The sequence below is a fragment of the Paenibacillus intestini genome, assembly GCF_030803945.1.
GTDB lineage: Bacteria > Bacillota > Bacilli > Paenibacillales > Paenibacillaceae > Paenibacillus > Paenibacillus polysaccharolyticus.
This window is the reverse complement of record NZ_JAURUN010000001.1, coordinates 830963-849723: the sequence shown is the minus strand read 5'-3', so window position 1 is coordinate 849723 and position 18761 is coordinate 830963. Positions and strand designations below refer to the sequence as shown.

14 protein-coding genes are annotated in these 18761 nt (G+C 45.3%); 11 read left to right on the top strand and 3 right to left on the bottom strand.

The window, feature by feature from the left end:
* The first annotated feature begins 15 nt into the window (after positions 1 to 15).
* The 7 genes from J2T16_RS03655 to J2T16_RS03625 all read left to right on the top strand — a co-directional run bounded on the left by J2T16_RS03655 (position 16) and on the right by J2T16_RS03625 (position 8775).
* The gene (locus J2T16_RS03655; RefSeq protein WP_336119926.1) at positions 16 to 4491 is read left to right on the top strand and encodes a carbohydrate binding domain-containing protein; all 4476 of its coding nucleotides are present in this window, start codon (positions 16 to 18) and stop codon (positions 4489 to 4491) included.
* Positions 4492 to 4847: 356 nt separating this feature from the next.
* On the top strand, positions 4848 to 5222 hold the full coding sequence (locus J2T16_RS03650) for a response regulator transcription factor (RefSeq protein ID WP_090915992.1): 375 nt from the start codon (positions 4848 to 4850) through the stop codon (positions 5220 to 5222).
* Positions 5212 to 5838: a chemotaxis protein CheC gene (locus J2T16_RS03645; RefSeq protein WP_090915994.1), complete on the top strand. Its 627-nt coding sequence runs from the start codon at positions 5212 to 5214 to the stop codon at positions 5836 to 5838. The genes J2T16_RS03650 and J2T16_RS03645 overlap by 11 nt, the downstream gene beginning before the upstream one ends.
* Positions 5839 to 5840: 2 nt before the next feature.
* Positions 5841 to 6815, top strand: coding sequence for a sensor domain-containing diguanylate cyclase (locus J2T16_RS03640; protein ID WP_221788783.1), 975 nt, complete (start codon positions 5841 to 5843; stop codon positions 6813 to 6815).
* 224 nt (positions 6816 to 7039) lie between these two features.
* A complete protein-coding gene (locus tag J2T16_RS03635; protein ID WP_312027618.1) occupies positions 7040 to 7471 on the top strand; it encodes a DUF3237 family protein in 432 nt (143 codons plus the stop codon).
* 300 nt (positions 7472 to 7771) lie between these two features.
* Complete coding sequence (locus J2T16_RS03630; RefSeq protein ID WP_221788785.1) at positions 7772 to 8431, top strand: TetR/AcrR family transcriptional regulator; 660 nt, start codon at positions 7772 to 7774, stop codon at positions 8429 to 8431.
* The gene (locus tag J2T16_RS03625) at positions 8428 to 8775 is read left to right on the top strand and encodes a DUF4260 domain-containing protein (protein ID WP_154889033.1); all 348 of its coding nucleotides are present in this window, start codon (positions 8428 to 8430) and stop codon (positions 8773 to 8775) included. Before J2T16_RS03630 ends, J2T16_RS03625 begins: the two co-directional genes overlap by 4 nt.
* Positions 8776 to 8939: 164 nt before the next feature.
* Here J2T16_RS03625 and J2T16_RS03620 read toward each other — a convergent pair whose 3' ends face one another.
* The gene (locus tag J2T16_RS03620) at positions 8940 to 9707 is read right to left on the bottom strand and encodes a sulfite exporter TauE/SafE family protein (protein WP_154959085.1); all 768 of its coding nucleotides are present in this window, start codon (positions 9705 to 9707) and stop codon (positions 8940 to 8942) included.
* 167 nt (positions 9708 to 9874) lie between these two features.
* Here J2T16_RS03620 and J2T16_RS03615 point away from each other — a divergent pair, with 167 nt between their 5' ends.
* A complete protein-coding gene (locus tag J2T16_RS03615) occupies positions 9875 to 12139 on the top strand; it encodes a glycoside hydrolase family 3 N-terminal domain-containing protein (RefSeq protein WP_221787985.1) in 2265 nt (754 codons plus the stop codon).
* 177 nt (positions 12140 to 12316) lie between these two features.
* Here J2T16_RS03615 and J2T16_RS03610 read toward each other — a convergent pair whose 3' ends face one another.
* Both J2T16_RS03610 and J2T16_RS03605 read right to left on the bottom strand, forming a co-directional pair.
* A complete protein-coding gene (locus J2T16_RS03610; RefSeq protein WP_154985329.1) occupies positions 12317 to 12886 on the bottom strand; it encodes a GerMN domain-containing protein in 570 nt (189 codons plus the stop codon).
* A gap of 48 nt (positions 12887 to 12934) precedes the next feature.
* Positions 12935 to 14356: an N-acetylmuramoyl-L-alanine amidase family protein gene (locus J2T16_RS03605; RefSeq protein WP_499017786.1), complete on the bottom strand. Its 1422-nt coding sequence runs from the start codon at positions 14354 to 14356 to the stop codon at positions 12935 to 12937.
* 461 nt (positions 14357 to 14817) lie between these two features.
* Here J2T16_RS03605 and codB point away from each other — a divergent pair, with 461 nt between their 5' ends.
* The 3 genes from codB (at position 14818) to J2T16_RS03590 (ending at position 18741) form a co-directional block, all read left to right on the top strand.
* Positions 14818 to 16095: a cytosine permease gene (gene codB / locus J2T16_RS03600; protein ID WP_221787989.1), complete on the top strand. Its 1278-nt coding sequence runs from the start codon at positions 14818 to 14820 to the stop codon at positions 16093 to 16095.
* Positions 16064 to 17338: a cytosine deaminase gene (locus J2T16_RS03595; RefSeq protein WP_336119928.1), complete on the top strand. Its 1275-nt coding sequence runs from the start codon at positions 16064 to 16066 to the stop codon at positions 17336 to 17338. The genes codB and J2T16_RS03595 overlap by 32 nt, the downstream gene beginning before the upstream one ends.
* 338 nt (positions 17339 to 17676) lie before the next feature.
* Positions 17677 to 18741: a polysaccharide deacetylase family protein gene (locus J2T16_RS03590; protein WP_154889021.1), complete on the top strand. Its 1065-nt coding sequence runs from the start codon at positions 17677 to 17679 to the stop codon at positions 18739 to 18741.
* Positions 18742 to 18761 lie beyond the last annotated feature (20 nt).

Below are 18761 nucleotides of genomic sequence, written 5' to 3'. Positions count from 1 at the left end.
TAGGGAGGAATATGAGTGAAAAAAGGGTTGGCTTGTCTCGTAGCAGGAAGCATGATGGTTTCACTAGCAGCTCCGGCAGTAGTCGGGGCAGAACAGATGAAGCAACAAACGGTAACGGAGCAGGGGCAGGCATCAGGCCTGCTTCGGGCGCCGTACAAAGATTTGAAGGGACATTGGGCTGAAAATGCTGTGATGCGTATGCAGGATATGGCGCTAACCAAAGGTTATGCGGATGGCACATTCAGACCGAGTGAACGTATCAGCCGTGCCGAATTTGTTGTGATGCTTGATCGGGTGTTCGGATTCGCGGGAGGCTCAGGAGCGGCGTCATACACAGATGTTAGTGAAAAAGACTGGTATTATGATGCGGTCACACGGGCAAGCGGATCAGGCATTATTCAGGGAACCGATGCATCACATCTGTCTCCCCAGCTTCCGATTACCCGGCAGGATGCTGTCGTGATGGCAGATCGAGCGTTTCAGTTATCGACAGGCAGTGAGAATAAAGCGCTTGATTCTACATTTAAAGACGAAAAAGATGTAGCTGACTATGCAAGAAATGCGATGAACTACTTCGTAAATAATAAAATTGTAAACGGATACAATGGGAATCTAACACCTGAATCCAACATTACGAGAGCAGAAGCTGCTACGATGATGTCTACTTTGATAGCAGATATGCATAGCAAACCCGGCACCTATGAATCCAATGTAGATGGTAATCTGATCGTTCGCTCAACAGATGTGACGCTGAAAAATACAACAGTTAACGGAAACTTGTTACTTACTGAAGCCATTGGAGAAGGTACAGTGATGCTCGACGGAGTAACGGTCACTGGAAGTGTAATCGTGAAAGGCGGTGGAAACCACTCGATCGATATTCATAACTCCAAACTAAATCGAGTTGTGGTCGACAAAAACGTGAGCCCGGTACATGTGAAAATCACAGGGACAACTCAAATTGAAGAGCTATTTGTCGAACGCAAGGCTACAGTTGAATTGTCTGCCGAGAGTACAATTGATACTTTAAAAGTAAATAGTAAAGCCCGTAATACGATGATTGACGGCAAAGGTAAAATCAAACTGTTGGACGTAGATGCCATCAACGTATTGCTAAATGGGAAAGCGGTTGCACCCGGTCAATATAAGGATAACATCACGTCTGGGACAGGACAGTCCGAGCAACCAAACACTGCTACACCAGGTACTTCTAACGGTGGCAGTAGTTCTAGCTCAGGCGGGGGCGGCTCTTCCAATTCAGGCGGAACGACACCATCCGTTCCGGGCACTCCTTCAGGTGAAAAACCAATTCCGGCAACGACGATTCCGGATGAGCAGTGGGAAATGGTCTGGAATGATGAATTCAATGCGCCTTCCGTGGATGCATCCAAATGGACCGTTCAAGATACGGAGCTTGTGTACAACAATGAGTTGCAATATTACAGCCCGAATAACACACGTATTGTGAAGGATGGCAACCGCAATGTGTTGCAGATTGAAGCAAAGCGGGAGCAGAAGGGCAGTAAAAATTATACTTCCGGCAAACTGATTACGAAAGAGAAGGGCGACTGGACGTACGGAAAAGTGGTTGTGAGAGCGAAGCTTCCCATCCAGCAAGGCATGTGGCCAGCAATCTGGATGATGCCTACGGATGAAGCGCATTATGGTGGATGGCCTGCTTCCGGTGAGATTGACATCATGGAGTTGATCGGCGGCCAAAACAAAGATCATGAAATCTACAGCACGATCCATTACGATTCAAAGAAAGCAGATGGTTCTCACGGACATGATCAGGGCAAATTTACATTGCCTCAAGGTGAATCGTTTGCCGATGAATATCATGATTTTCAGGTGGAATGGTTACCTGGTATGATCCGGTTCTATGTAGATGGCAAATTGCATCATCAGATTAAGAACTGGCAGACAACGGCAGCTGGACAGCCGGAAAGCTACACGTTCCCTGCACCGTTTGATCGCCCGTTCTATCTCATTCTCAACCTTGCGGTTGGCGGAGACTGGCCGGGATCACCGGAGAATGATTTTGTTTCCGAGAAGATGAATGTGGATTTTGTACGCGTTTATTCATATAAAAATATGGATCAATGGCCTGACGTGACTTCCAGTCCGATTGAGCCTGAGAAACAGCGCGCACCGCAAGCGGACGGTAACCAGATTTACAATGAACGCTTCACCAAAGGTGCAGATGCAAATGGTGTTCCTGCGGACTGGAAGTTCATTACAAATGCTGGCGGAGAGGGCAAGGTTGAAGTTGTCGATGATCCGGTGAAAGACAAAGTTGCCAAAGTAACAATCGCCAAAGCAGGAACGGAAACGTATTCGGTTCAGCTCACTCAAATGCCGATGTATATCAAGAAAGACAAAAAATATAAAGTCGAGTTTGATGCAAAAGCTTCTGCAAACCGGATTATCCGCTCCAAAGTAACTCAGTTTGAGAAAAGCTGGACGAATTACTCTGAAGAAATAGCATTTTCAGTCACAACGGATTGGCAGCCGTATGAATACGAATTCAACATGCGTAATGGTTCCGACAACAATGCACGCTTCGAATTTAATCTGGGATTAAACGAAGGCGAAGTATCGGTAACCAACGTGAGACTGACAGAGATTGGGGAGGCTGACCCACTCCCAGTGGAACGAAAAGCACTCCCGGATGGCAATTACGTATTCAATGGTACATTTGATCAAGGGAAACAACGGCTCGGCTTCTGGAACACTGAAATTCAGTCCGATGCTGAAGCACAGGTATCCGTCAATAACTTCTTGAAATTCCCGATCATGGAGAGACAACTCGTTGTCGATGTGAAGAAAACAAATGGTCAACCTGAGCAGGTAGCTGTTGTTCAGCCCGGTATGAAGTTAGAAGGTAACACGACCTACGGGTTCTCGTTTGATGCCAAGGCAGATACGACAGGCGTTATGGATATCGGTTTATCTACCGAGGAGGGCCATAACGTGCAAGTTAATCAAGGCCAGCAGATTCAGATTGGGTCTGATATGAAAACATACACTGGTGAAATTGTGATCGGAGAAGGTGAAGCTACAGCAACATCTACATTAAAGCTTTTATTTGGCGGGGCTACTGGCAAGCTTTATGTAGATAATGTGCGGCTGACGAAACGTGGTAAACCGGTAGCGATTCAGAATTATACTCATATTCCTGCCGCAGATGCTTACGTGATGCAGGGATTACAGCTTGAGAATTCCGATGAAGGCGGCGAGCATGTTAGCTATATGGATGAAGGGGATCTACTTCAATTCAAAATTACTGCAGCGAATGAAGGTGCATATGCCTTCTCCACACGGATGGCAAGTGCAAAAGCTGATGCAAAGGTACGTTTTACAGTCAAAGATGAAGAAGGCTATACCGTTGCAAGTTCTAATCTTACGTTAGGAGATACTGGCGGCTGGCAAACATATAAAACGGTATATTTTCCGTCGGTATCTTTGAAAGCAGGAACAACGTATTACGTGAATTTTGAAGGAAACGAGTACAACACACGCTGGCTGGACATCTCTCGTAGTATAGTAAAGAATGGCGAGTTGAGTACAGCAACATCGGATTGGATGGTACCTGCTAGTGTCACTACGGCGACATATAGTAACGACCAAGGCATTAGCTTAACTGTACCTGGTACAACCCAGAATTGGTGGGATGCTATATTACAGCAAGGACAGCTAGCGCTTGAAGCAGGGAAAACGTATCGTCTAAGCTTTGATGCTTCGGCTACAGTACCGAAACCAATGCAAGTGGTTGTGTCACAAACGGGAAGTGATGATGTGAAGTATTTGGAGCAGGCAGCTGAACTGGCCACAACGAAACAGCCATATGCCTATACCTTTACGATGGGAGATACTGCGGATGAGGCGGGTTTATTAAACTTCGGCCTGGGTAATTCACTGGAGCCGGCAGCCGAACATGTGGTATCCATTCAAAATGTAATGCTGTTCGAGGTCAACCCCGGCGCAGACGAGGGTGGGCAACCTGTACATGTCAATCTCATCAAAAATGGTGACTTTACGCAAGGAACGAACGGCTGGTTCCCGTATGCGGCCAGCAATAAGCCGGAAGACTTGATGCTTAGCGCTGACAATCAGAAGTTGCAGGCTCGGATTGGGCAAGTTGGGGAGAATCCATGGGACCGGCAGTTGATTCAGGAAGGCTTTGCCATGCAGCAAGGATACACATATAAACTGACATTCAAAGCAAAAGCGGATAAAGCACGCAAGCTGGGTGTTGGGATTGGATGGGTAGATGTTGATGCAAACTATAAATGGACTGGATTCTACGGTGATCGAATGGATTTGACCACTGAAGAACAAGAGTTCACATTTACGTTCCAGGCGACAGAGGCGAGTTATGCGAACAGCCGGATTGTGTTTGACATGGGTAAGATCGACGGTACTGAGCAAGCCGATACCACGATTACACTATCGGATGTTCAGCTGGTTAATATGGGGAAGACACAATAAAACGTTATTATAAGATGTAAAGGAACGATGATTAATGGAGATGTTCCCAAATGTAAGACAATTATCAAGCATATAGTCCAAGAAGTGACGAAGCGGAGATTATCTGCTCGTCCTTTTTGCTTTGTGAATCCTTGGAAATTCCCTTCCATTGACAAATGAATACGTTTTAATTTATTTTTAAATATTGTTGACAATCTATTTTTCTAGTAACTATAATTTATATTGTTTTGCCTAATTCATTCGTCAGTCACTTTTAAGGGGTTCCACCTGTGCGCGAAGCTCCTTCTCAAGAAACTGTCTACAGCGCCTGATATCTTTGCGCCCTTAAAACTTTATCAAGGAGACTGAGTAGAATCATGAAAGTATTAATTGTGGAAGACTCGATTTTTGTGCAGAAATTGATGAGCAAGTTGATTAGCGATCATATTCCGGATTGCGAAATTCGAACGGCCACCAACGGAGAAGACGGTTACCAACTTTATCAAGATTACAAACCTGATTTGATAACAACAGATCTTTTGATGCCAGGACTGAATGGTCAGGATATGTTGCGTTTGATTCGAGAGAATGATCAGAATGTCAAAATTATTATTTTGTCTGCCGATATTCAGAAGGCTACCCGTGAGGAAGTGGAGGAGCTGGGCATTTCAGGATTCCTGAATAAACCTTTAACTGCAGAAAGAGCAGGTACATTGCTCCAAATGATTCAGGTGGCACGTTATGCTGAATGAGCTACAAAAAGATCTGCTTACTGAACTTGTCAATGTTTACGTCGGACAAGCTGCTAATATGTTATCGGAAATTGTAGACAAACATATTGTACTCAATATCCCCGAGGTTGATCTAATCTCCATTAAAGAAGTAGACCCCGAGGATCGTAGGTACAACATTTTATTTGCGGAAGGCCATCTCTTTCGGTCATCGTTGCAGTTCGGGTATCAGTTCCAAGGCAAAGCTTTCCTGATGTTTCCTGCCGAGCAGGCAAAAGTGTTAGCGAATATGTGTCTCGGAGAATTGACAGAGAACGTGGATGCAAACGATTGTCTATTAATGGATACGGATCTCGATGTGTTGCAGGAAATCAGCAATGTGCTGCTCAATGCCATTATTGGCGAATTCGGAAATTTTCTCGAAATAAAGCTGGAGTATGTACTGCCTGATATTGAGCTGCTTCATGTTACACGAACTGACCCGCAAATTTTGCTTCAGAATGAAGTGTACATATTGGTGTTGCATACCTCCTTTTTACTTGCGGATACAGATATAAAAGGAATTATCGTTATTGCATTGAGCATGGATTCCATCTCCAGTCTGCTGGATAAGATAAATGCTCTACTGGGAGGATAACCATGGATAATCTCATTGTACAGGCGCTGAACAAAACCAAAATGGGCATTATGATTGTCGACAAACAATTGAAAATTCTCGTGTGGAACGGCTGGTTGGAACGTTTAACAGGTATGCTCGCTGCAGACGTGCTGGGTAAAAACCTGCTCGAGATTTGCCCCAGATTCAAGGCTAATATGTACATGAACATCATACAAAATGCGCTGTATCACGGGCAGAGCAGATTCTGCTCCAGCGCTTTACATAAATCTTTTGTCCTTCCGAAGGATGGAGGAGATGAGAGTTTTTACAGACAGAATCTGCATGTTGAACCCCTTTATGAAAATGATCACAGTTATGCACTGCTGCAGATTAGCGACACAACCAATACGAGCACTCGCGTGTACAAACTCAAAAACCTGATTAAGGAACTGGATACGGAGTATACCAAGATCAAAGTTTCCGAGAAAATCAGCAAACATCTTTCATTGCATGATTCCTTGACAGGTCTTCCTAATCGTTTAGCCTTTAAAGATCGTCTTGCATGGGCTGTCAGCAATGCGCTAAGAAGTGAGTCGCGGTTTGCAGTAATGTATATCGATACGGACGGGTTCAAACAGATTAATGATACCTATGGTCATGATATAGGTGATCAGGTGTTAATGGAAGTTTCCCGTCGATTGAAGGGCAATATTCGTAGTACGGATTGCGTAGCAAGACTGGGAGGTGACGAATTCAGCATTATCTTGAACCAGCTTAAGGAAGATGATGATGCGGAGATCGTTGCCAGGAACTTGACTGCTGCGTTTGAAGCTCCGATTCATGTTAATGCCATTGAGATCCATCTGTCTGCCAGTATTGGCATCAGTCTGTTTCCAAAGCATGGACAAGATGCAACGGAACTTCTCAAACTTGCGGATATGGCCATGTACAGAATCAAGAAAAATGGAAAGTGTGGTTATGCCTTCTTTCATCCTGAGCTGGATCAAGTCTGGTAATATATTGTTCTTTTATAAGCGTCTGCTTCCAATCCTTATAAAATATATGATCAACCTCTCAAAGTTGCTATTCTGGCAACTTTTTTTGTTAGGCTTCATAGAGAAGCTGTTCATTAGCTCGCTTGTTAGCAGGAGTCCTTAAGTAACTGACGAAGTGAAGAAAGGTAGGGTCAATACATGGGTAGAATCACGAAATAACAGACAAGAGAGGATGACAATGATTGGTGACGAAGCTAGAGATGGAAGAGTTGTTTACTGTGCACGTTAAGATTGAAAATTCAATTGAGCTAAAGAGCGCAGAGGGAGACTCAGTAGTGATGATTATGTTTACAGGACATGTCACCGGAACCTGTTTCGAAGGCTTCGTTCGTGAGGGAGGCGTGGATACACAAATTATTGGAAAAGCGGGAGGACGTCACAGCTTGTCAGCCAGATATATGTTACAGGGACAAGATTATACGGGGCAAGCTTGTGAGATGTACATCGAAAATAATGGGTATATCGGAGAAGTAAAGGGTGACATGCTGTTTCGCACCTCACCTCGAATTATAACCAACAGTCAGGCGTTATCATATTTGAACGTGGATGCGCTTATTGGTGAGGGTTATCCGGCAGAGGGCGGTGTAGATATTAAGATTTTCAAGGTGAAGTCATAAGTTTAAGTCGCTGAAGGGAACGGCGGTGCGTGAACACATCTTGCAAAATTGGTTGAGACACTTTATATCTCGAAAGCGTTGTTATGGCAAACAACGCTTTCTTCATGTTTAACAGCATGTATTCACGGAAGTAACCCATGTTAATAAAGTTTGTTTTTCTCATCGTTTCAATATTCTTCGAATCAGCATAATCAACATACAATTTGAAATGTCAAAAACATGTTGACTGTTCGACCAAACAGTTTTAAGATAAGGACATAAATTGACTGTTCAACCAAACAGTATTGGAGTTGAAATTAAATGTCTAAGCAACAATCCGAAAATCAAGATGAGCGCAGAAACGCCATTTTACAAGCGGCCTTTACATTGTTCGGTCAGGTGGGCTATACAAAAGCTACCATGAAAGAAATTGCAGCCAAAGCTGGCGTGGCACAAGGACTGATCGGCTACCATTTTACTACGAAAGAAACACTTCTGGTGGAGGTTGTGCGGGAATGGATGATTAACCGGGGGATGAAGGAAGCCCTGCAACAATTGGATATGTCAGCACAACCTGCAGCATTGCTCCAGCAAGCGTTACAACACGTCGTTGAATTTCGTAAAACAAACCCGGAGTGGTTTACACTGTTAATCAGTCTCTGGACGGAAAGTGTCAGTAATGAGAAACTCGCGCACGAGTTAGTAAAGCTCTATCAAGAGATGAAATCGGGTATTCGATTAATCATTGATCGGTTGGATCTGCCTCTGGACGAAGGTGAAAAAGAAACCTTCGCAGTCTTAATTCAAGCTGTGTTCGACGGATTAACGCTACAATCGCCTGTATTGCTGTCAGCCCAGCCGCTCTCACATGAACAGGTATCCCGGGGCATTGGGTGGATGCTGAGTGGAATGAAATCTCCCAATGGAGAACATAAAAATCAAAATAAATTACATTTAAACAAAGGAGATCAAACCAAATGACTAGATTATGGATTCGATTAGAGGGTTTGCTGGTGCTCGCAGCAGCGACAACGATTTACTTTTACAATGATTATTCCTGGTGGCTCTTCCTGCTGTTGCTTCTCGTCCCGGATGTGTTCATGATTGGCTACGTAGCTAACAATAAACTGGGCGCACTAATCTACAATGTGGGACATACGTACATTATTCCTATGGTATTTTTGGCAGCGGGGTACGTGTTGAAAATGGAAGTACTGACGTTGATCAGCTTCATCTGGATCGCTCACATTGGTATGGATCGCATGTTTGGTTTTGGTTTGAAATATGAAACGGAGTTTAAGGATACCCATCTCCAGCGTGTATAATCTAATAGGGTATCTATGATAGATTAGTATTTTTACTTTAAAAATAGACACCCGAAAAAGGATCTCTCTCACATCATCGAGATGTTAGGGGACATCCTTTTTTAATTGAACAATGAACTTCTTCTTTACATCTAGCACGCCTTACACAGAACGCTTCAAGAAAGTCACAGCCATAATATAGTTGCTCCAATCATCGGAGTCACGACCATACTCACTTTCAGCCATAGTGCAGGCACACGTTTCGTAAATTTCGCTCCAACGTATGAACCGGACATCGTGCCGATTACAACCAGCAATAACAACTGCAAGTCCAGATAACCGATCCTCATATATCCGGCTCCGCCAGCCAAAGCTATGGGAATGATGACCAACATCGTTGTTCCAGCGGCATATCTCATAGACATATTCAACAACAGCATAAGTCCTAATTGGATAAAGGGCGTGGAGCCAATACCGAACAGTCCGGATAACATACCTGTAACTACCCCAATCAATAACGCATATACCCAGTAACGCAGACCTTTTCCGAGTACGACAGTCTGTATTTCAGAACCAGCAGGGCGCCGCGAAACAAGAATCAAGCGAAGCCACAGCGCGAGTCCTGATGCAAAAAGCATAAAAGAAGTCAGCATACCAAGCCGATCCTCAGGAATATAGGATGACCATCCCGAGCTGACCCAGGCTCCTGTTGCACCGGCCAGACCAACGATCACACCGGTTTTGAGCATTGCATTACCTTCCCGGTAATGACTGATTGAACCCGAGAGCGAGGAAAAAAACATCGCAGCAAGCGCCGTCCCGAGAGCAACATGAATAGGATATCCGAATGCAACCGTCAGGATCGAGATAATGAAACCGGAACCGCCTGCGCCAACAAAACCAAGAAGAAGACCTAGCAAAAACATAACAAGCACTATATTTACCATTAACATAAGATGTCTCCAAACTCTTATTCCCCCGAAAACCATGTCAGACGTTTTCTTGACGAATAGTAATATGAATTCGATTATATCATGCATGAGCAACAAAAGCGGGGGAGTTCGCGTCTAACCCTTCATGAACTATTGAATTAAACAGGGAGTGAAATGAATTGCGTTTAATGTATAAAACCATTGCGGCGGCAGCGTTCGGTTCTATGTTGATCTGGGCGGGGAGTGCCAACGCGGAAACCACCTTTGTCGACCTCCAGCATACGCAATGGGCCAAGGATGGTATTCAGTATATGGCCAAAAGGGGCACAGTCGCAGGTTATGGCAATGGCAAGTTCCAGCCGCAGACATCCGTAACCCGAGGACAGGCCATTACCTTCTTGGTGCGTGAACTTTATCCGGATCAGCTTGAACAGCCAGTGGAAAAGCTGAAATATACCGATGTATCGATAAATCATCCTTTTTACCGTGAGATTGCCATCGCTGAGCAGCATGGGCTGGCTGGTGGATTTCCAGATGGCTCCTTTCGGCCTAATATACCGATTAGTCGGGCCGAAACAGCAGCTTTTTTGACGCGCGCATATCCGCTTCAACAAGGGACTGTGAACGCTAAGTGGACCGATACGGAGAAACATTGGGGGGCGGCGCCGATCCAGATTATGAGTTCAAACGGACTCGTTGGAGGTTATCCAGATGGGACGTATCAACCTGATCGGACGGTGACACGAGCGGAATATGCCGTATTCATGGCACGTGTCATTCAATTTGAACGTGAAGCGGCGATTCAGGCGAAGGATTGGGACAAGCTCATTTCGTATATGACCGTTAGCGAGCAGGTAGGTCAGATGCTTATGCCCGATATCAGACAATGGAACGGCAAAGCGACAACGACTGTAAACGAGGGATTGAAACTTAACCTTCAAGATCAGCATGTGGGCGGACTTATCCTTTTTGAAAAAAATATCGTGGATGCACAGCAGGTTACAACGTTTACGCATCAGATCCAAAACCAGACTGGCGATATCCCGCTATTTATTGGCATCGATCAGGAAGGAGGGGTGATTCGTCGTATTCCTGGCGGCACCAATCTCCCTGGACAGATGGCGCTAGGCGCAACGGGTGATCCTACACTGGCAGAAGCAGCCGGACGACTGACTGGAGAAGAGTTAAAAGCGCTTGGTATTCAGGTTAATTTTGCGCCTGTGCTTGATGTGAATAGCAATCCGGAAAATCCCATTATCGGTATGCGATCCTTTAGCTCGAATGCGGAGCTGGTAACCCGGCTCGGCCTAGCCATGATCAAGGGACTTCATCAGTCGGATGTTGTTGGAGGCGTGAAGCATTTTCCAGGGCATGGGGATACATCCGTTGACTCTCACCTGGGATTGCCTGTGCTTACACATGGACGTGAGCGACTGGACGCGGTGGAGTTAAAACCGTTCAAGGCGGCAATGAAGGAAGGTGTCGATATGATAATGACGGCACATATTGCCTTTCCGGCGATAGATAACGAGCAAGTAACCTCACGCAAGGACGGTACATCGGTTCCGCTTCCAGCTACACTATCTCGTAAGGTGTTAACCGGCTTGCTTCGTGAAGAGTTGCAGTATAAAGGTCTGATTATTTCCGATGCTTTCACGATGAAGGGGATTAGTGAGCATTTTGGTGAAACGGAAGCCGTTAGGCGTGCCGCTGACGCGGGTGTAGACATCATACTCATGCCACAAGATGTGTCCAATGCACATCAGGCACTCATTCAAGCTGTGAATAACGGGACACTTTCTAGCGAACGGGTGCATGAGGCGGTAAAACGTATTTTGACGGTAAAATCGAAATATCATCTGTTTGAGTCTGGTCCGTCCCTGACACAAAAGTTAAATAAGTTGAAAAGCATCATCGGATCTGATGCTCACCTTCAGGTGGAGCGTAGCATTGCGGAGCGGGCGGTTACTGTTTTGGCTGGAGCGGATGGCAAGAGCGTAGAGACAATTCGAGCCAGTGATCGAGTCGTCATCGTGGCTTCTGATGCCGATCAGGCTGAGCAGTTGCAAAAACAACTCAAGCAAACCGCTGGTAATGCTTCCATTGAAACGGTGACGGTTGTTTTGAATTCGAATAATATGAAAACAGTGCTCCAGACCGTAAACAAGGCCGACTATGTTCTTATGCCTTCGTATCAATTCCGCAACGTAGCAAGTCAGTTTCGTTGGGAAGAGATGCAGTTATTCATCAACGAACTGAACCAACGCCAAGTGCGTTATACGTTGCTGTCTCTTGGCAATCCCTATGAGATGCTTCATTTGCACAATGTACGTTCAGCCCTTGCTGTGTATGGTAAACAGGAGCCCAACACGCTTGCTGCTATCAAGGTACTGCTAGGAAAACTTGAGGCAAAAGGCAAACTTCCAATCGATTACGGACAGTCCGGCGAATAAACCGAATCGGATCACATTAGAAAAGATCAAGTTTCATCGTCGAAAAACCTTGCCCCTGACTAGAATCAGGTAGCAAGGTTTTTTACGCTTTACAGTGTGGCAATCGCTGAAGTTATCCACGCGTTGCCTTATTCATATCTTTGCTCTCGTAGACGCCATTTACCAGGCCTGATCCAATTATTCCGTACCACGAACGATGGGATTCTCCAATTCCACATGCCCCATCAGGCTCTCGCTTTCTTTCCCATCTACCAGAAGCTGTATGCTTTCGATTTCTTTAAACTGAAACATAGTTTGTTTCAACGTATCCAGGAAAAGAAGTTCGCCGCCAGAACCGAGCCTGGCTTCGTCGGGAATATGAATGTTTAATGTAAGTGCGCCATCTGCTTCGTGAAACTCAAGTGATTCCAGCCCGATGTCACTCCACAACGAGATATACTCCGGGTCATCCGAGCGCTGCATCACATCAAACGCTTGTGTATATTTCTCGTTATTGTTTGAAAATTCAATTTGAGCTTTTTTGGTTTTGACTTGCGTGAGTTCCGAGTCCACATAACCCACTTCAATTTCCTGTGATTCTTTTTTCTCGGCATCTGGTGCAGAGGGGGAAGAGCCGTTAGATGGAGTCGTATTAGGTGCAGGCTCCGCATTTCCAGGGTCTGTAGCCGGTTTATTGCCGCAACCGGCAAGGATGAGCAATACAGCCGTAAGGTAGAGCAGGAGCATAATATTTGTCTTTTTTTTCATCAAAGCACATCCTTATCTTCACATTCAGTTCTCAACTACATTCACTATTCATTGCGATTGGTGTAAAAACTCCTTGATTCCATCCACGATAGCCTGAGCTGCTTTATTCTGAACACTGTCGGAAAGCATTGCTTGTTCTTCAACGAGATTGCTTAGAAATCCAATTTCAAGCAGTACAGCGGGCATCGTTGTATTGCGAAGCACTTCCAAATTGCCGTTCTTAACCTTGCGATCCTTAAAGCCTAAGGCTTCTATGAGATGTCTGTGTACGATATCTGCCAGTTCTTTACTGCTGCTTCGTTTGTAATAGTACGTCTCGGTGCCTGTGGTCTGTGGTGAGGCTTTCACGCTGTTTCCATGGATGGATACAAACACATCCGCGTTTAACGTGTTAGCCAGCTGCACCCGCTCTGGGCGGGTAGGGTAAACGTCTGTGTCACGTGTCATTACAACTTCAATATCCGGCTCCTGAATTAGAAGAGCTTGAACTTTGAGAGCTAGCGGCAACGTGAAATCTTTTTCTTGTGTGTTGGAGATGCCGATGGTGCCTGGGTCTTTGCCACCATGCCCGGGATCAATGACAACGATTTTTTTGCCACCTTCATTTCCAACGGGGCTGATTGGAACGCCGATCGTAGGTGTAAGCACTAAGTCAAGAATTAGTTTGCCACTGACATATTGAGAATTGACCTGCACATCGCTCAAATTATTCAACTCAATGACAACTCTAACTTGAGCCGGATCATTTTTAAACAGGGCATATCGAATTTCTGTTACATTTGAAATACCGCTAACATCAAGCTTACCCATCGTGCCCTGCTGTAATGTTGACCCGATATCTCCAAAGGTGGTATTCGGCAAATCAACCACGATACGATCAGGATTGGATAGTCTGGTGATCTGTGGCGTAACCTCTTTGTCAACAGATACAACAAGCTGCTGATTAGCAAAGCTGAGATCATTAACTTTGCCCCATACGATGTTATTTCCTACGCCTGGAACAGTGGGTGCAGGGGATGGCTCAGCAACAGGAGGAACTTCAGTGCTTGTCAGGCCAACAATTTTTTCTTTGTTATTCCAGCTTACGGACAGTCCCATCTCTTCACTAACAAAACGAAGGGGAACAACGACCGTATTTTTGATTAATTTCGGTGCCGTGTTCAGAGTTACTTTTTCATTCTGAACCCTAGCTTCTTTCTTGCCTACTTTGAGAGACAGGATCTTGGCATTTTGTTCAATGCTCACATTCTGACTCTTCTGATCCCATTTCACCTTGAATTTCAAATTCTCAGCAACAACACGAATGGGAATCATGACATTGTTGTTTACATTGACAACTTCGACATCTGACGGCAACACAAGCTCCTGACCGTCCAATATAATTTTAGTTTGCGGGGCAGCTTGTCCTACATTGGGCAGGACAATCAGAAAAAATAAACTGAACAAGAGTACACTTACGAATTTTCTCATTTCACACCTCAATTTAATTATGCTTGTGACAATATTCTACATTTATGCGAATTGTTCCTGCTACGTGCTTCATTCTTTTTTAATAAATTACATCCTATTTTGACGTAGCAAGGGAAGATGTGGAGACCAAGCTACGACAGGAATTATGAGTTAAATACCGGCTTCTCGCGATGCGAATATTAATGAATTTGGATGAAAATGACATTGACAGTCAACCATTTTTCCAAAATAATAGAACGTAATTGAATACTGGTACCTTTAATTCAGTCCAGAGAGGCTGGCAAGGGCAGCGGATTTTGTAATCACGCGAAAATCAGAGTATTTCCTGCACAGGGATGTTCTGTGTCTTCGCGCGGGTTATGATGCACAAAGAGGCTACTTGTCAGCGTATAAGCGTGACGAGTGGCCTCTTTTTCTGCTTTTTTTATGGTATCAGAACACTTTAATTTGGGGGTATTCTGATGAGCAAACAAGATCAAGAGTTTTCATGGCAAGAGGTGCCGAAGGCACAGCGCAATCATTTTTGGAAGACGTTATCTGTCATGCTTGGATTCACGTTTTTCTCGGCTAGTATGCTGGCTGGTGGAACACTCGGTGTCAGCCTCACCTTTATGGAATTTATGGCAATCGTGCTGGCAGGTAATCTGGTGCTTGGCATCTACACCGGGGCACTGGCGCATATCGCTGCCAAGACAGGATTGTCCACCCATTTGCTGGCGAAATATTCGTTTGGTGAAAAAGGATCTTATCTGCCTTCGTTCTTGCTCGGTTTTACACAGGTTGGATGGTTCGGGGTTGGGGTAGCGATGTTTGCCATTCCGGTTGCCAAAGCGATGGACTGGAACGTATACCTGCTTATCGTTGTATTTGGTCTGGCGATGACCGCATCCGCGATATTCGGTATGAAGTCTCTTGTTATTCTTGGTTATATTGCAGTACCTGCCATAGCGATTCTCGGAGGGTACTCCATGTTTGAGGGAGCTGGCTCGCTGGGCGGGCTACAAGGGTTGCTGGATTACACGCCAACACAGACGCTTACCGCGGCCGCAGCGCTCACCATTTGTATCGGTTCTTTCATAAGCGGCGGGACGCTCACGCCAGACTTTGCACGTTTCTCCCGGACGTCGCGGCAGGCGGTTACGGCGACGGTGATTGCATTTTTCCTCGGTAACTCACTCATGTTCTTGTTCGGGGCTGTCGGCGCAATGGCGTACAATCTGGCTGACATATCAGAAGTTATGTTCCTGCAAGGGTTACTTATTCCAGCAATTATCGTACTGGGCCTCAATATCTGGACAACCAACGACAATGCTTTATATGCTTCGGGTCTTGGTTTTGCCAACATTACGAAAATATCGAAAAAATTCTTTGTTATCGTTAACGGAATCATCGGGACCGTATTTGCGATGTGGATGTACAACAACTTCGTGGGTTTCCTGAATGTGCTCGGCGCAGCAATTCCCTCGATTGGAGCAATCATCATTGCGGACTATTTCATTGTAAAACGCAGAACGTATGCACCATTTGCCGACATGAATTTCAAAAAAGTAAACTGGGTTGCTATGGCAGCATGGGCCATTGGCGTAGCGTTTGCACAGCTCGCTCCCGGAGTAACACCGCTTAACGCGCTGATCGGTACAGCCGTGGCGTATGTAGCTCTCATGGGCATCGTGTCCATGACATCATCCAAAGAAAAGGGGAAAACACATGATTATACAGAACGCAAAATTGCGGGGTAAAGAAGGCCTCTGGAATATCGTCGTCAGAGACGGGAAGTTCGAGCAGATTACGCAAGATTCACAGCCAGCTTCGGATACAAATGAAGAGACACTGGATGCAGGCGGAGCACTGGTGTTGCCACCATTCATTGAACCACATATTCACCTGGATACAACGCTGACAGCAGGGGAGCCGGAGTGGAATCTGAGTGGTACGTTGTTCGAAGGTATCCAGCGCTGGTCGGAGCGAAAAGCATTTCTGACCCATGAGGACGTGAAAACACGTTCCAAAACAGCTTTGAAATGGCAGATGGCGCAAGGCATTCAGCATGTGAGAACACATGTGGATGTGACAGATCCAAGCCTGATCGCCGTTAAAGCGATGCTTGAAGTGAAGGAAGAATTGGCACCGTACATCGAGATTCAATTGGTTGCTTTCCCGCAGGAAGGCATTCACTCTTATCCAAACGGTGTGGAGCTGCTGGAAGAATCACTTAAAATGGGCGTGGACGTTGTCGGCGGCATTCCGCACTTTGAGTTTACACGTGAGTATGGCGTTGATTCCATGAGAGTTGCTTTTGACCTGGCTGAAAAATACGACCGTCTCATTGATATTCACTGTGATGAAATTGATGATGAGCAATCCCGTTTCATTGAAGTTGTTGCCAAGGAAGCGTATGAACGAGGGCTAGGCTCACGTACTACAGCAAGTCACACCACTGCAATGGGGTCATACAATGATGCGTACACGTACAAGCTGTTCCGGCTGCTCAAGATGGCGAATCTGAACTTTGTATCCAATCCGCTGGTGAACATTCACCTGCAAGGACGCTTTGACACGTATCCGAAGAGAAGAGGACTCACACGAGTGAAGGAACTGCAAGAAGCGGGCCTGAACGTCTGCTTCGGACACGATGATATCTTCGATCCGTGGTATCCGCTAGGTACAGGTAATATGATGCAAGTACTACACATGGGCATTCATGCTTCACAGCTGCTTGGTTACGACCAGATTGTGAATTCCATCGACTTGATTACGAAAAATAGTGCCAAAACACTGCACATTGAAGATCGGTACGGTGTTGAAGAAGGCAAGCCAGCAAACTTCATCATTATGGAAGCAGAGAATGAATACGAAGCGGTGCGCAAACAGGCAGCGGTTCTGTACTCCTTCAGAGAAGGACGTAAAATTGCGGAAACAAAACCGCGTGATACATCCATTACTCTGGATGGTAGCGTAGAAAAGGTTACCTTTAATAAATAAATAGTGTGAAAGTTATCTCCTTGATACAGGTTTAAACCCTCTATGTTCTAGGTGGTGTTGACTCTGTATCAAGGTTTTTCTTTTTGGGATCGAAAAATAAATAGGATATATTGTAATAATTTGAATTTACTTCAATATAATCATCGTTTATACTAGATTCAACCCGGGCGAAGTGCTAGAAACATCATAATGATAGAGTTTAATCTATTCATCTATGTAAGCGCTTTTATCGGAAGGTGATTTTGTTTAAGAGAGGAGGCAGAGCGAAGTACGGCAGTAAGCCATTTCGATTGAACCAGAAAAAATATGATGTTAACCAACTAACTGGAGGTGTATTCATGTTTAAATCCAAGCTCATTAAAGCTGCCATGTCTGTTGCCCTTTTAGGTTCATTATTCGCTATTCCGCCACTGCCTTCTGCGACTGCGGCCGATGCCCGCTGTCCTAACGGTTATGTAGGTCTGACTTTTGATGACGGCCCTTCCAACAATACCAACAATATACTTAATGCACTGAAACAGTCGGGTCTGCGCGCTACCATGTTTAATACCGGACAAAACTCGCAAAACAATCAAGCATTGGTTCGTGCGCAGGTATCCGCCGGCATGTGGATTGCCAACCATTCCTATACGCATGCCGATATGACGAAGCTGAATACTTCTCAGATGGCATCTGAGATTACACGTACACAGCAGACCATTCGTTCCATTACCGGTTCATCGCCTTCACTCTTCAGACCCCCCTATGGTGCTACCAACGCAACGGTGAAATCGGTCATCAGCCAGAACGGTTTGAGAGAAGTGTTGTGGAATGTCGATTCACAGGATTGGAATGGGGCGAGTGCCTCCCAGATAGTAGCTGCGGTGAATCGTATGGCAAGTGGAGATGTTATTCTGATGCATGATCAGTACCAGACAACACTTCAGGCTATTCCTCAGATTGCTCAAAATCTGAAAAACCGAGGCCTGTGTGCCGGTATGATCTCTCCATCCACCGGACGAGCTGTTGCACCGGATGGGGCAACCAATAATCCACCCGCAACGACGGTAAGAATCGAAACAGAAAATATGACCAAGAGCGGACAGTATACTGGCAATATCAGCTCTCCTTTCAATGGTGTTGTCCTGTATGCGAATAACGACGCCGTGCGGACGACGCATAACTTCTCAAGCGGGACGCATTCATTCGCATTGCGAGGTGCATCGAATAATGCCAATATGGCCAGAGTGGATCTAAAGATTGGCGGGCAAACGAAAGGTACGTTTTATTTTGGAGGCAGCAGTCCCGCAGTGTATACGCTGAATAATATCAGTCATGGCACCGGAAATCAGGTGATTGAGCTGATCGTAACAGCAGATGACGGTACATGGGACGCATATCTCGATTATTTGGAAATAAGTTAGTTTGTGAATCAACCCATTTA